The 14,741-nt window shown below is 63.8% G+C and carries 14 protein-coding genes; 8 read left to right on the top strand and 6 right to left on the bottom strand.

Features of this window, described 5'->3' with window-relative positions; genetic code table 11:
• Positions 1 to 5 precede the first annotated feature (5 nt).
• From V1273_RS02420 to V1273_RS02410, 3 genes are all read right to left on the bottom strand, one after another.
• Positions 6 to 905 carry an EamA family transporter gene (locus tag V1273_RS02420; RefSeq protein WP_334408605.1) on the bottom strand — a complete coding sequence of 300 codons (900 nt, stop codon included), beginning with the start codon at positions 903 to 905 and terminating at the stop codon, positions 6 to 8.
• A gap of 253 nt (positions 906 to 1,158) precedes the next feature.
• Entirely contained in the window at positions 1,159 to 1,917 is a 759-nt protein-coding gene (gene ubiG, locus V1273_RS02415; RefSeq protein ID WP_334366083.1) for a bifunctional 2-polyprenyl-6-hydroxyphenol methylase/3-demethylubiquinol 3-O-methyltransferase UbiG, read from the bottom strand.
• 3 nt (positions 1,918 to 1,920) lie between these two features.
• Positions 1,921 to 2,400 carry a PH domain-containing protein gene (locus V1273_RS02410; RefSeq protein ID WP_334408604.1) on the bottom strand — a complete coding sequence of 160 codons (480 nt, stop codon included), beginning with the start codon at positions 2,398 to 2,400 and terminating at the stop codon, positions 1,921 to 1,923.
• A gap of 176 nt (positions 2,401 to 2,576) precedes the next feature.
• Between V1273_RS02410 and V1273_RS02405 the strand changes: the two genes are divergently transcribed.
• The 5 genes from V1273_RS02405 (at position 2,577) to V1273_RS02385 (ending at position 9,826) form a co-directional block, all read left to right on the top strand.
• Positions 2,577 to 3,833, top strand: a complete 1,257-nt coding sequence (locus V1273_RS02405; protein ID WP_334408603.1) for an aspartate kinase — start codon at positions 2,577 to 2,579, stop codon at positions 3,831 to 3,833.
• A gap of 319 nt (positions 3,834 to 4,152) precedes the next feature.
• Positions 4,153 to 6,420, top strand: coding sequence for a phosphoenolpyruvate--protein phosphotransferase (gene ptsP, locus V1273_RS02400; RefSeq protein ID WP_334366080.1), 2,268 nt, complete (start codon positions 4,153 to 4,155; stop codon positions 6,418 to 6,420).
• 56 nt (positions 6,421 to 6,476) lie between these two features.
• Positions 6,477 to 7,556, top strand: a complete 1,080-nt coding sequence (gene prfA, locus V1273_RS02395; protein WP_334366079.1) for a peptide chain release factor 1 — start codon at positions 6,477 to 6,479, stop codon at positions 7,554 to 7,556.
• Positions 7,557 to 7,710: 154 nt separating this feature from the next.
• Entirely contained in the window at positions 7,711 to 8,592 is an 882-nt protein-coding gene (gene prmC, locus V1273_RS02390) for a peptide chain release factor N(5)-glutamine methyltransferase (RefSeq protein ID WP_334408602.1), read from the top strand.
• A gap of 490 nt (positions 8,593 to 9,082) precedes the next feature.
• Positions 9,083 to 9,826, top strand: coding sequence for a DUF4167 domain-containing protein (locus V1273_RS02385; protein ID WP_334408601.1), 744 nt, complete (start codon positions 9,083 to 9,085; stop codon positions 9,824 to 9,826).
• 215 nt (positions 9,827 to 10,041) lie between these two features.
• Here the strand turns inward: V1273_RS02385 and V1273_RS02380 are convergent, their stop codons facing one another.
• Complete coding sequence (locus V1273_RS02380; RefSeq protein ID WP_334408600.1) at positions 10,042 to 10,788, bottom strand: methyltransferase domain-containing protein; 747 nt, start codon at positions 10,786 to 10,788, stop codon at positions 10,042 to 10,044.
• Positions 10,789 to 10,908: 120 nt separating this feature from the next.
• Here V1273_RS02380 and gloB point away from each other — a divergent pair, with 120 nt between their 5' ends.
• From gloB to V1273_RS02365, 3 genes are all read left to right on the top strand, one after another.
• Entirely contained in the window at positions 10,909 to 11,676 is a 768-nt protein-coding gene (gloB, locus tag V1273_RS02375) for a hydroxyacylglutathione hydrolase (RefSeq protein WP_334408599.1), read from the top strand.
• On the top strand, positions 11,676 to 12,107 hold the full coding sequence (locus V1273_RS02370; RefSeq protein WP_442894054.1) for a cupin domain-containing protein: 432 nt from the start codon (positions 11,676 to 11,678) through the stop codon (positions 12,105 to 12,107). The genes gloB and V1273_RS02370 overlap by 1 nt, the downstream gene beginning before the upstream one ends.
• Before the next feature lie 102 nt (positions 12,108 to 12,209).
• Positions 12,210 to 12,893, top strand: coding sequence for a flavin reductase family protein (locus V1273_RS02365; protein ID WP_334408598.1), 684 nt, complete (start codon positions 12,210 to 12,212; stop codon positions 12,891 to 12,893).
• Here V1273_RS02365 and yddG read toward each other — a convergent pair.
• Positions 12,890 to 13,759: an aromatic amino acid exporter YddG gene (yddG, locus tag V1273_RS02360; RefSeq protein ID WP_334408597.1), complete on the bottom strand. Its 870-nt coding sequence runs from the start codon at positions 13,757 to 13,759 to the stop codon at positions 12,890 to 12,892. The genes V1273_RS02365 and yddG overlap by 4 nt on opposite strands.
• Before the next feature lie 169 nt (positions 13,760 to 13,928).
• Positions 13,929 to 14,654 (bottom strand): acetoacetyl-CoA reductase, encoded by a 726-nt coding sequence (phbB, locus tag V1273_RS02355; RefSeq protein ID WP_334366073.1) that lies wholly within the window; start codon positions 14,652 to 14,654, stop codon positions 13,929 to 13,931.
• Between the last annotated feature and the right edge of the window lie 87 nt (positions 14,655 to 14,741).

The raw sequence follows: 14,741 nt of genomic DNA, 5'->3' as shown, positions 1-14,741 counted from the left end.
AATTCTCACACCGCCACCAGCAGCGCGACGCCCACCACGATCAACACGATTCCCGACAGTTCGCGCGCCGACATCGGCTGCTTGAACGAATAATACGACACGGCCTGCGCGAACAGCACCTCGACCAGCGCCAGCGTGCGCACATTGGCCGCCGCCGTCAGCGCAAGCGCCAGAAACCAGAATTGCGAGGCGAATGCGCCCATGAAGCCCGCGAGCATTGAGGGCCGCCACAGTCCGAGGATCGCCTTGAGCACATCAGGCGCGCGGGCGAGCAGATAGACCGTCAACACCAGCGTCTGCACAAACAGGCTGAACACCAGCGTATAAGACGCTGCAGTGACGAAGGAGACGCCGGGCACCACAATCACGGCGCCGCGAAAGCCGACGGCCGACAGCGCAAAGCAGCCCGCTGCAACCAAGCCGATGATGGTCGGCTTCAACTCCGCAAAGCCCTTTTCGCCGCCCGGCCGCAGCGCGGTAATGACCACGCCGACGGTCGCGATCACGATCGCGACCACTTTCAGCAGCGTCAGATGATCGCCGAGGAAGATGAAGCCGAAGATCGCGGCCTGGATTGCCTCCGTCTTGAGGTAGGCCGTCGTCACGACAAAGGAGCGATCGTTCATCGCGAGCAGCATCAGGCCGGTGGCGACGATCTGGCTGAGCGCGCCGAGCAATAGCCACGGCCAGAACACAGCCGTCGGCCACGGCACGCTGTCGCCAGTGAAAGCAACCACCAAGGTAAAGAAGACCAGTGAGAACGGAAAGCCGAACAGGAAACGGATATTAGTCGCGCCCCAGGTCCCGAGCGGTCCCGTCAACGACCGCTGCATCGCATTGCGCGCGACCTGGCCCAGCGCAGCGATGATGGTGAAGGGAATCCAGAGCGTGGCGACGGAGAGCATGGGAAATACCGGCGGGATGCTGCTGCACCGTGCAGGGCGCGATGCGTCAGGTCAACAGAACCGGCGTCATGACAGGATTGCGCGATACCACAAAAACACGCCGTCGTCCCTGCGAACGCAGGGACCCATACGCCGCGGCCGGCGTAATGGGCACTCGGGGCGACGGCTGCGCTTCAACAATGTAAGCCGGTGGTTATGGGTCCCTGCGTTCGCAGGGACGACACTGGTGATGCGGTAAAAGTGCCGCCGTCAGTCACACCCCTTCCGCCACCACCATGTAGTTCACGTCCATGTCGGACGAGATGCTCCATCGGTCGGCGAGCGGGTTGTAGACCACGCCGGCCTGCTCGGTGATGGTGAGGCGGTTGCTGGCGAGATGCCGGGCGAGTTCGTCCGGCGTGACGAACTTGTCCCATTGATGGGTGCCGCGCGGCAGCCAGCGCAGCACATATTCGGCGCCGACGATCGCGAGCGCAAAGCTCTTCCAGTTGCGGTTCAGCGTCGAGACCACCATCATCCCGCCCGGCTTGACCATCGCCGCGCAGCGGGCGAGGAACGCGCCGACATCGGTGACATGCTCGATCACTTCCATCGCCAGCACGACGTCGAACCGCTCGCGGTGGTCCATCTGCTCGACGGTGGTGCAGCGATAATCGATCGACAGATGCCCCTTGTCGGCGTGCAGCTTGGCAGCCGCAATATTGGTCGCGGACGGATCGATCCCGATCACCTGCGCGCCCAGCCGCGTCAAAGGCTCGCATAACAGGCCAGCGCCGCAACCGATATCGAGGATACGCAGGCCCGAGAGGCAACTCAGGCTCCTGGCGTTACGCTCAAACTTGCGGCAGGCGGCGTCGCGGATATAGGCGAGCCGCAGCGGGTTGATCTTGTGCAGCGGGGCCATCTTGCCCTTGGGGTCCCACCACTCCTCCGACAATTTCGAAAATTTCGCGACCTCTGCCGGGTCGACGGTGGAGCCTGTGGCGGCGGAAGCGTTTTGCTGCATGGCCATGAGTTACGTACCGGCCGGTCGTGCCGTGATGGCATTGCGAAACGCCAGTGGCGAAGCAATGGTGTCGAGGGTCTTGCCACCCTCGCCGACCCCCGAGACCGTTACGTCGCCGTAGTTGAGGATGCGGCCGAGGATGCTCTGGTTGACGTCGACGCTCTCGACCTTGTCCACACTCATCTCGAACGTCTGCCGCTGAACAAAGCCGGTCTTGTGGACGACACGGAAATTGGTGACGTCGGTCTCGGTGGTCCATCGATGGAACCAGGCGGTGGCCGTTTTGTACAACGCAGCGATGGCTGATATCGCCGCCAGCGACAGACAGATCAGTACGGATGAGCCCGCTGGCACCATACCCGAGATCACCAGGAATAGGCCCGCCATAATCCAGCCGATGATCGCCGGCAAAAAGAAGATCCAGTGCGCATTGGTCGAATACAGCACCCTCTCGCCGGGCTGCAGGATATCATCGATATAACGCCCCATACGCTCGCCCTGAATTAACCCGCTACTACAGTAATTTCCGTCACTTTTGGGTCGAAAACGGAACCGGGGGTGCTTGCCCCGGACCGCGTCGCTATGTATACGCCGCTTTCGGCCCGGGCGCTCCACTTTCCGTGCGGGTCACCTAACTTATCCTCACAGGGAATGCACGCGTCGTCATGGGCCGCCTCGTGATGAAATTCGGCGGCACGTCCGTCGCCAACATCGACCGAATCCGCAACGTCGCGCGTCACGTCAAGCGCGAAGTCGACGCCGGGCACGACGTCGCCGTCGTCGTGTCGGCCATGGCCGGCAAGACCAACGAGTTGGTGGAGTGGTGCCGCGACGCCTCGCCGCTGCATGATGCGCGCGAATATGACGCCGTGGTGGCATCCGGCGAACAGGTGACCGCCGGCCTGCTTGCGATCGTGCTGCAGGGCATGGGCATCCAGGCCCGCTCCTGGCAGGGCTGGCAGATCGCAATCAAGACCTCCGACGCTCACGCCTCGGCGCGGATTCTCGAGATCGACGGCAGCGAGATCACCGCTCGCTTCAAGGATCGCCAGGAAGTCGCCGTCATTGCCGGTTTCCAGGGCATCAACCCGCAGACCAACCGGATCACCACGCTCGGGCGCGGCGGTTCGGATACCTCGGCGGTGGCGATCGCCGCCGCCATCCGGGCCGACCGCTGCGACATCTATACCGACGTCGACGGCGTCTACACCACCGATCCGCGGGTGGTTCCCAAGGCGCGCCGGCTCGACAAGATCGCCTTCGAGGACATGTTGGAACTGGCCTCGCTGGGCGCCAAGGTTCTGCAGGTGCGCTCGGTGGAACTCGGCATGGTGCACAACATACCTGTGTTCGTTCGTTCCAGTTTCGACAAGCCCGAGGATATCGACCCGCACGGCACACCGCCGGGCACGCTGATCTGCAGCGAGGAGGAAATCATGATGGAAAGCCACGTCGTCACCGGCATCGCCTTCTCCAAGGACGAAGCCCAGATTTCGCTCCGCCAGATCGAGGATAAGCCGGGCGTTGCCGCCGCGATCTTCGGCCCGCTGGCCGAGGCCAATATCAATGTCGACATGATCGTGCAGAACGTCTCCGAAGACGGCAAGACCACCGATCTCACCTTCACCGTTCCCGCCTCCGACTATAACCGCGCCCGCGACACCATCACCTCGTCGAAAGGCAAGATCGGCTATGCCCGGCTCGACAGCGCCACCGACGTGTCGAAGGTCTCGGTGATCGGCAGCGGCATGCGCAGCCATGCCGGCGTCGCGGCGAAGGCGTTCAAGGCATTGTCCGAGCGCAACATCAATATCCGCGCCATCACCACCTCGGAGATCAAGTTTTCGGTGCTGATCGACGCCGCCTATACCGAACTAGCGGTGCGCACGCTGCACACGCTCTACGGGCTCGATCAGACTTAGAACGATTTTCTCTCAAATTTAGCGCATGGTCTGATCCCAGACCGGCTTGGTTTGGCGGATCATGCGTTTCGCTGGCGCAGCATCGGCCCTGACCCACACGTTATTGCTTCTGGCAGGCGTTTTGCTTGGCAAAGCAAGCCTCGATTGGCTATACGGCCTGTGAGGTGCGTTGCCGCAAACTGCACCAAAGGCGATCTCGATTCGGCCTGGATCGGTGGCCAGCGGCGGCGCCGAATGAATATAATCGTAGCGTTTCGTGCGTTTCACGCCAGCGACCGGCCACCCGGCGGGCTGGCTTTGCGGGGGAGGATATTGATACATGCGGAGCACGTCGGGAGGTCCCCGCGTCTTGTTGAGACGGCTCCGCGAGACCATGGCGGAGAAGGTCTCGGCGCAGGAACGCCTGGACAAGATCGTGGTGTTGATCGCGGCCAACATGGTGGCCGAGGTCTGCTCCTGCTACGTGCTGCGCATCGATAACACGCTCGAGCTTTACGCCACCGAGGGTCTGAACCGCGACGCGGTGCACCGCACCGTGCTGAACGCGCATGAGGGTCTCGTCGGCCTCGTCGCCAGCGAGGCCAGCCCGCTCAACCTCTCGGACGCGCAGAGCCATCCGGCGTTCTCGTTCCGCCCGGAAACCGGCGAAGAAATCTACCATTCGTTCCTCGGCGTCCCGATCCTGCGCGCCGGCAACACCCTCGGCGTGCTGGTGGTGCAGAACCGCGCCAAGCGCACCTATGTCGAGGAAGAGGTCGAGGCGCTGCAGACCACCGCCATGGTGTTGGCGGAGATGATCGCCTCTGGCGAACTGGCAGCGCTGGCGCAGCCCGGCGCGGAACCGGCGGCGCGGCATTCCCTGCACAAGACCGGCGCGATCCTCTCCGACGGCATCGCGCTCGGCCATGTCGTGCTGCACGAGCCGCGCGTCGTCATCACCAACTACATCGCCGAAGACCTGCCGAAGGAAATCAAACGACTTGACGCGGCACTGACCAAGCTGCGCGCCGACCTCGACCGCATGCTGGAGCGCGGCGACGTCGCCGACGGCGGCGAGCACCGCGAGGTGCTGGAAGCCTACCGGATGTTTGCCAACGACCACGGCTGGTCGCACAAGCTGCATGAGGCGGTCGCCACCGGCCTCACCGCGGAAGCCGCGGTCGAGCGCGTGCAGTCCGATACTCGTGCGCGCATGTTGCGCTCGACCGATCCTTATCTGCGCGACCGCCTGCACGACCTGGAAGATCTCGGCCATCGCCTGATGCGGCAACTGGTCGGCCAGGATCACGCGCCCTCGCGCGAGCAGCTTCCCGAAAACGCCATTCTGATCGCGCGCGCGATGGGACCGGCGGCGCTGCTCGACTACGATCGCAAGCGGCTGCGCGGCCTGGTGCTGGAGGAAGGCACCGCGAATTCCCACGTCTCGATCGTGGCGCGCGCGCTCGGAATCCCTGCGGTCGGCGAAGTCCCGAACGCGCCCGGCATTGCCGACCCCGGCGATCCCATCATCGTCGACGGCACCTCGGGCTCGATCTATGTCCGCCCCTCGGCCGAGATCGAATCGGCCTATGCCGAGCGGGTGCGGTTTCGCGCGCGGCGGCAGGCGCAGTACGCCGCGCTGCGCGACAAACCCTGTGTGACCAAGGACGGCCAGCCGGTCGAACTGATGATCAACGCGGGCCTCGTCATCGACCTGCCGCATATCGACGACACCGGCAGCGCCGGCATCGGGCTGTTCCGCACCGAGCTGCAGTTCATGGTCGGCCAGAGCCTGCCGCGCGCTTCCGACCAGCTCGCGCTCTATCGCACCGTGCTGGACGCCGCCGGTTCCAAGCCGGTCACGTTCCGCACCCTCGACATTGGCGGCGACAAGGCGCTGCCCTATATGGAGACCGTGATCGAGGAAAACCCGGCGCTCGGCTGGCGTGCGATCCGGCTCGGGCTCGACCGTCCCGGACTATTGCGCGGCCAGATTCGCGCGCTGCTGCGGGCCGGCGGCGGCCGGGCGCTGAAGATCATGTTTCCGATGATTTCGGATGTCGCCGAATTCGACCAGGCCAAGGCCATTGTCGAGCGCGAACTGACATACCTGCGCCAGCACGGCCACGCGCTGCCGGAACGTATCGACGTCGGCACCATGGTGGAAGTGCCGGCGCTGCTCTATCAACTCGACGAACTCTTGAAGAAGGTCGATTTCGTTTCGGTCGGTTCGAACGACCTGTTCCAGTTCTTGTTTGCGGTCGACCGCGGCAACGCAAAAGTTTCCGAACGGTTCGACACCATGTCGGTGCCGATCCTGCGCGCGCTGCGCGATATCGTGCGGAAAGCGCAAGCTGCGAAGAAGATGGCCTCGCTATGCGGCGAGATGGCCTCAAAGCCGCTCGGCGCGCTGGCGCTGATCGCGCTCGGCTACCGCTCGCTGTCGCTGTCGGCCACCGCGCACGGCCCGGTCAAGGCGATGATCCTCGACCTCGACGCCAAAAAGGCGGAAGCTGTCCTGATGCCGCTGCTCGACGCGCCAGCCGGCAGCGTCTCGATCCGGCAGAAGCTGACGGAATTCGCGGAAGCCGAGGGGCTGTCGTTGTAGCGAGGCTCTGTCCCGACAACGCCACCTTTCCGTATCCGCTGCCTGAGAAATACGCCATGTTGCCCGAAGCCAAACTCGATATCCTGCTCGCCCATCATGCCTCGCTCGAGGCCGAGTTGCTGGGCCAGGTGAATTCGGAAAAATACGTCCAGATCACGCGCGAGCTCGCCGAGCTCAATCCGCTGATCGATGCGGTCAAGGCGTATCGGACGGCGCGGGCCGAGATTGCGGGCGCCGAATCGCTCTTGGCTGATGCCGGTACCGATCCCGAAATCCGCAGCATGGCCGAAGCCGAGCTCGAAACGCTGCAGGCGCGCGTTGCTGACCTCGAGCAGAGGATTCGCGTGGCGCTGCTGCCCAAGGACGCCATGGACGACCGCAACGTGATGCTGGAAATCCGCGCCGGCACCGGCGGCGACGAGGCCTCGTTGTTCGCCGGCGACCTGTTCCGCATGTATGAGCGGTTTGCCGCCTTGCAGGGCTGGAAGGTCGAGGTGATCTCGGCCTCGGAAGGTACCGTGGGCGGCTACAAGGAAATCATCGCCGAGGTGCAGGGCCGCGGCGCGTTCGCCAAGCTGAAATTCGAATCCGGCGTGCACCGCGTGCAGCGCGTGCCCGACACGGAAACACAGGGGCGGATTCACACCTCGGCCGCAACGGTGGCGGTACTGCCCGAGGTCGAAGATGTCGATGTCGACATCAAGAATGAAGATCTGCGGATCGAAACCATGCGCGCGCAAGGCGCCGGCGGCCAGCACGTCAACAAGACTGAATCCGCGATCCGTATCACGCACATTCCGACCGGCATCGTGGTGATGATGCAGGACAGCCGCTCGCAGCACAAAAACCGCGCTTCCGCGATGAACATCCTGCGCTCGCGCATCTACGACGCCGAGCGCCAGCGCGCCGATGCCGCGCGCTCCGCAGACCGCAAGGAGAAGGTCGGCTCCGGCGACCGAAGCGAGCGCATCCGCACCTATAATTTCCCGCAGGGCCGCGTCACCGATCACCGCATCAACCTGACGCTCTACAAATTGCCGCAGGTGATTTCGGGCGAAGCGCTGGGCGAACTGATCGACGCGTTGACGACCGAGCACCAGGCCGCCCAGCTCGCCGCACAGGGCGCGGCGGCGTGAGTAACATCCGGCTGTCGTCCCCGCGAAAGCGGGGACCCGTACGCCGCGGCCTCGCAATGTGGGCGGTGGGGGTCGAGACCTCTCGCAACAATAAAGGCCGGTGGTTATGGATCCCTGCGTTCGCAGGGACGACGTCGAGATTGTGGCTCGCCGCATGACGGATTTCGCCGGCCAGACCGTCGAGGCCGCGCGGCGCGCGCTCGCAGCGAGACTCAAAACCGCCGCCATCGATTCCGCCGCGCTCGACGCGCGGCTTCTGATCGGTCACGCGCTCGGTCTCGATCTGACCGGCTTGATCGCGGCCGCCCAGCGCCAACTAACGCCGGACGAATCGACACGCCTTGAGGAATTCGCCCGCCGACGTCTCGCAGGCGAGCCGGTCGCCCGCATCATCGGCGAGAAGGAGTTTTGGGGTCTGCCCTTACGACTCTCAACCGCAACGCTGGTGCCGCGACCCGATACCGAGACGGTGGTCGAACTGGCGCTGGAACTGCTACGCGCCGGCGGCGATCTCGCTCGTCCGATGCGTATCGCCGATCTCGGCACCGGCACCGGCGCAATTCTTCTTGCGCTGTTGTCCGAATTGCCGGCGGCCGAGGGATTCGGAACCGACATCTCCGAAGCGGCGCTGCAAACCGCTGCGGCCAATGCCGCCTGCGCCGGCCTCTCGGAGCGCGCGACGTTCATCGCCTGCGATTACGCGCGTGGACTATCCGGTTCATTCGATCTGATCGTCTCGAATCCGCCCTATATCCGGTCGGCGGATATCGACCGGCTGTCGGTAGAGGTGAGAAATCATGACCCGCTCGCCGCGCTCGATGGTGGCGCCGACGGGCTGGACGCCTACCGCGCGTTGATCCCTCAGGCGGCCGGCCTCCTCGCCCCGGGTGCAGCCTTGGTCGTGGAGGCTGGAGAGGGCCAAAGCGGCCCAATCCAGGCCCTGATGACGAGCGCAGGCTTGATGCCTGCAACGGCGCCCAAGGCCGATCTGGCGGGCATTCCGAGGGCGGTCGCGGGCCACAAAATGGCCCGATAAAGTCCTTTTGGAACGCAAAAAAACCCCTTGGAATATTCGCCCGGAGCGACTACGTTCCGCTCATAACATCGGTGCAGGGTTGCTGGCCCCGTAAGATCATGCGGGTGAGGCCAGAGTTTCTCGAAACGAGAGCCCGCCGGGTGAAAGGTTCCAAACGCAGGTCGAATCGAGCGCAATAGCTGGAGCTGTGCTGCTCTCGACCGTAAAGCGAACGAAAGCCTGATATTGCGCTTGAAGACTTACGCAACAGCCAGTCACGCGAGGCCGTCATGCAAGACGGTTAGACTGGTTTTGGCAGGCTGAATGATTTGATCCGGCGGGCAAATGTACGCCGCCGATTGGGGAACGCGTCTTTGCTGAACGCGAGGGTTGGCGAAATCGACGACATGAGTTTGAACGGCATCGTGATTCGGTGCGCCTGAGTGCGCGCCGGGTCGGATCAGGCTACGACGGCAACTGCAAAACATCAGGGCTGGAATAAAGGCGAGACATGAGAAACGGTCAAAACAACAAGCGGATGCGTAACCGGAACCAAGGCAGTAACCGGAACGATGGCCGGCGCGGTCAGAACCCGATGACCCGGGTGTTCGAATCCAACGGGCCTGACATCAAGATCCGCGGCACCGCTTCGCACGTTGCGGAAAAATACGTTCAGCTAGCGCGCGACGCGCGCTCTTCCGGCGACCCAGTCGCTGCCGAGAATTACTACCAGCACGCCGAGCATTATTTCCGCCTGATCGCTGCCGCGCAGGAGCAATTCCGGCAGAACCAGCCGCAGCCGCGCATCGACACCGAAATGCAGCCGACGGAAGACGGTGACGACGACGGCGAGAGTTTTTCGCATTTCGGCCAGGAGCCGGGCTTCGTCCCGCAGCAGCCGCAGCCATATATTCGCGACAACAATCCGCGCGAACGCGAACAGCGCGGCGACAACCAGCCCTACCAGCGCGACCAACAGCCGCGCGAACACCATCGCGAACGCGAGCACCGTCCGCAGCCGCAATATCAGCCGCAAGCCCAGCCGCAGCCGGTGATTGCCGATACCGGCGGCGTCGACCGCCTGCCCTCCTTCATCACCGGCCCGCAGCCGCAGGTGAACGGTGCGCCCGGCGGATATGAAGAGGGCCGCGGCGAGCGTTTCCCGCGCCGGCGTCGCCGGCCGCACGGCCCGCGCCCCGACAGCTTGGCCGCGCCCGCCGCGCCAAGCGAAGATTTCAATCCGGGGAACGAATAAGTAGTTCACCCACAATCGTCGTCCCTGCCTCCGTGCGCAATCGCGCACTCGGCGCAGGGACCCCGAGCGTGAGCGCAATTGCGCTCATCGCGTCGCCGCGGCCTTCATTTGAGGCACGTGGCTCGACGATCTTTCAAACAAATACCGCCTGTGGTTATGGGTCCCTGCGCCGAGTGCGCGATTGCGCACGGAGGCAGGGACGACGAGCGGATAGACTACACCTTATCCCTTGTCGCCGTCGATGACGGCACCAGCGCCGGCTCCAGCGACGGAATCAGCCGCGCACGTTCGCGGCCCGCGGGGATCGCGCGATAGACCTGTTTGGTCGCTTCCACGATATGGACGCCGGCGAACGGCAGCGACAGCGCGGCGCCGACACGCTCCCACGCCATCGCTGAGCGCAGAAACCAACTATTGCCGACCGGCGGCAGAAACAGCGCCTCGCCCCACGCCGCCGGCGTGAACCAGGTCTGCCGCAGCAATTGCGTGATCTGCGCGCGCGAATAGGGCCGGCCGTGACCGAACGGCGTATTGTCGGTGCGCGTCCACACGCCCCGCCGGTTCGGGATCACCGCAATCAGCCGCCCGGACGGCGCCAGCACCCGCCACACCTCGCGCAACAGGCGCTCCGGATCGTCCGACATCTCCAGCGCATGAACCAGCAAGATCCGATCCACCGCGGCGTCCGGCAGCGGCATCGAGAATTCATCGATCAGAGATGCCAGCGCCGGCCGCCCCGTCGGCCATTTCAGGACGCCCTGCGCCGCCGGCATGAAAGCGATGCAGCGCTCCGAATCCTCGCGAAACAGCCCGAGATAGGGCGTCGGATAGCCGAGCCCGAGCACCCGCTGCCCCGCCGCGTCGGACCAGCGCGCCCGAATGCCGCGGTTGATCAACTGCCGCGCCACGATGCCGAGGCGCTGCGAATAGAAATCCCGGAGATCGATGACGTCGATAGTCATGGGCACAATCTACCATACCGTGTTTCATTGCGGCGTGCCGAAAATGGCATTGCCGCGCAAGCGTTAACGCCATATTTCTTGCGGATTGACGGGGCTGAAAGCCTTAACCACGGAGCTGTCATGGCCGCGGAAATTCGTACCTTCACCTGCCTCAGCGACAATTTCGGCTATTTGATCCACGATCCCGCGACCAAGGCCACCGCATCGATCGACGCGCCGGAAGCCGCCCCGATCATCAAGGCGCTGGAGCGCGAAGGCTGGGCGCTGACGGATATTCTCGTCACTCATCACCATCACGACCATGTCGGCGGCGTTGCCGAGCTGAAGCAGAAATATAATTGCCGCGTCGTTGCACCGCACGACAAGTCCACCAAGATTGCCAATGTCGACCTGCGCGCTGCCCATGGCGACGTACTCAAGGTGGGAAGCCTGCTGGCCAGGGTGCTGGAAACGCCGGGGCACACGCTCGATCATATCTCCTACGTATTCGATACCGAAAAGGCGGTGTTTGCCGCCGACACGCTGTTCTCGATCGGCTGCGGCCGGGTGTTCGAGGGCAACTATCCGATGATGTGGGATTCGCTGTTGAAGCTCCGTGCGCTGCCGGACGATTTCAAGCTCTATTGCGGCCATGAATATACTGCATCCAACGTCAAATTCGCGCTCACCGTCGACGGCGACAATCCGGCGCTGAAGGCGCGCGCCGAGGAAGTGACGCGGCTGCGCGCGGAGAACAAGCCGACGATCCCGGTGCTGTTGGGCGAGGAGAAAAAAGCCAATGTGTTCCTGCGCGCCGACGAGCCATCGGTGGCAGCCAAGCTGCACATGAAGGGCGCCAGCGCCGTCGAAGTGTTCGGCGAACTCCGCGAACGCAAGAACAAGTCCTGATGGCGCTGCCGCGAGAAGCCGCCGAGATCATCGCGCGGCTCGACCTGAAGCCGCACCCCGAAGGTGGGCATTATCGCGAGACGTTTCGCGATGACAGTGTGGACACCGCCGGGCGTTCGCGATCGACCGCGATCTATTTCCTGTTGGCACGCGGCGAACGCTCGCATTGGCATCGCATCGATGCGGTCGAGACCTGGCATTATTACGCGGGCGCGGCGCTGACGCTCTGGATCGCTGATAGTGATGGGCAACGCAGCGTGAAGCTCGGCGCGAATCTTGCCGCCGGCGAGGCGCCGCAGGCGATCGTCCCGCCGCACGCCTGGCAGGCCGCCGAGAGCACCGGCAGTTGGACGCTGGTCGGCTGCACCGTGGCGCCAGGATTTGAGTTTGCGAAATTCGAGCTGGCGCCGAAGGGCTGGGAGCCGACCTAGTCGTCATTCGTTCCCGCCGCAATGAAAAATCGCGATCGGGAATCGGGTGGGTTCCGCGCATTCGCGTCAATAGTTTCCGCTCGCATCAAGAGGAGCGGAAAAATGCACGGCACTTTTGAAATCTCGAACATCCAGATCGAACCGGCGATTCTCTATTTCGGCACGCCGGTGGTTCTGATCGGCTCGACCAATGAGGACGGTTCATTCAACCTCGCGCCGATGTCGTCGGCATGGTGGGTTGGTTGGCGCTGCATGCTGGGGTTAGCGGCCAACTCAAAGACCACCGAGAACATGATCCGGACAGGCGAGTGCGTGCTCAATCTGCCGTCGGCCGCACTGGTCGGCGCGGTCGATCGTCTGGCTCGCACGACCGGCTCGGATCCGGTGCCGCCGGGCAAGCGGATGCGCGGCTATCGGCACGCGCGTGACAAGTTTGGCCTGTGCGGCCTGTCCGCGATGCCGGGCGAAACCGTTGCGGCGCCGCGCGCGCTGGAATGCCCGGTGCAGATCGAAGCCAAGGTCGCACGCGTCCACGGGATGGCCGAGGAGGATGCGGTCTGGCGCGGCAATCTTGCCGCGATCGAGGTGCGCATCACGCGCGTGCATGCGCATCCGGGAATCATGATGGATGACGAGCCCAACCGTATCGATCCCGACAAATGGCGGCCGCTGATCATGAGCTTCCAGCAGTTCTACGGGCTGATGCCGGAGAAGCTGCAACGCTCCGAGCTTGGGCAGATTCCGGAGGCGATGTACAAGCCGCCGGGCTGGAAGCCGGCGGCCTAAGATTTCCGCCACACCATATCCTTCGCCGCGATCAGCCCGCCGCCCGCAATCAGGATTGCGGCGACGGCGATCGTGGCCGTCGGTTGCGCGAAACCGGCGAGGATCAGAAACAAGGTCGATAGTAGCGGCGTCGCGTAGGATGCCGCTCCGAGCACGCGGATATCGCCGCGCTTCATGCCGATATCCCAGACGAAGAACGCAGCACCGACAGGGCCGACGCCGAGCGCGATGACGGCAAGCCACTGCCCGATCGTTTCCGGCCAGACCGTCTTCTCCACCATGGCGTGGACGAGCGCGGCCAGCAGCCCGGTGGCGAGGCAGAAGCCGGCCACGGCGTCAGTCGGCACCGCCTTGAGCTTGCGCGACATCACCGAATACGCCGCCCACACAAAGGCGGCGACGAAGGCCGCAGCCAGCCCTGGGATCTGGCCTGGCGCAAAGCTGGCGCCGTTGCCGGCGAACAGCAGCACCGTGCCGACAAGCCCGAGCAGCGCACCGATGATGTGGTGTGGCGCCAGCCGCTCGCCCGGCAGCAGCGACGAGAACAGCACGATCAGCAGCGGCCAGAGATAGTTCAGCAGGCCGGCCTCGGCCGGCGGCGCGTAGCGCAGCGCGAGGAAATACAGCGCGTGATAGCCGAACAATCCGCCGACGCCGACGACCCAGGCGACCGCTGGCTGTTTTAAGGCTGCAAACGCAGAAGGCCGGAACAGAAAACTTGCGAAGGCGACCAAAGCTCCGATCGCAAACGTCATGGCGGCGAGCTGGAACGCCGGAATTTTTCCGGTCGCGACCGTCAACACCGACAGCAGCGACCACATCAGGATCGCGGTCAATCCGATCAGGGTAGCGGTGCGGGAGGTCATGCGTTGAAAAGTGTTCAGCTTCTTCCGTCATGGCCGGGTTTATCCCGGCCATCCACGTCTTTCTTGCCGCCAGTTGTAAAGACATGGATGCCCGGGACAAGCCCGGGCATGACGACTTTTTACTGGTCGCTGCTGCACGCAACGGCTTCGCGCGATGACGCGACGATCATCACACCAAGTACTGGCCGCCGTTGATCGTCATGGTCGAGCCGGTGATGCCGCTGGCCTCGTCGGCAGCCAGGAACACCACCGCGCGGGCAATCTCTTCGGGCTCGCCGAGACGATTGATCGGGATCAGCGGCAGAATGCTCTTCTCAAGCACGTCCTTCGGCACCGCCTGCACCATCTCGGTGTTGATGTAGCCGGGGCAGATCGCGTTCACGGTCACGCCTCCCTTGGCATTCTCCAGCGCCAGCGCCTTGGTGAAGCCGATGTCGCCGGCCTTGGCGGCGGAATAGTTGACTTGGCCGAACTGTCCCTTCTGGCCATTGATCGAGGAGATGTTGATGATGCGGCCGAACTTGCGGGCGCGCATGCCCTCGATCACCGGACGTGTCATGTTGAACAGCGAGCCGAGATTGGTGTTGATGACCGCGTTCCATTGCTCGAGCGTCATCTTGTGGAAGGCGCCGTCCTTGGTGATGCCGGCATTGTTGACCAGCACGTCGATCGGCCCGAGATCGGCCTCGACCTTCTTGATGCCCTCGGCGCAAGCATCGAAGGAGCTGACGTCCCATTTGTAGACGGGGATGCCAGTCTCGGATTTGAACTTCTCGGCGGCGGCATCATTGCCGGCGTAGCTCGCCGCGACCTTGTAGCCCGCAGCCTTCAGCGCCTTGCTGATCGCAGCGCCGATGCCCCGCGTACCACCCGTAACCAATGCAACACGTGCCATGTCGTAGTCCTCCTTGGTAATCGCTTAGTACGCCGGAATTGTCCCGGTCTTTTGACGAGTCTCAATCTTTTTGAAAGCGTTCTTGGA

The sequence above is a fragment of the Bradyrhizobium sp. AZCC 1721 genome, assembly GCF_036924715.1.
GTDB lineage: Bacteria > Pseudomonadota > Alphaproteobacteria > Rhizobiales > Xanthobacteraceae > Bradyrhizobium.
Note: the sequence above shows the minus strand (reverse complement) of the source record. Positions and strands in the feature narration are given on the sequence as shown.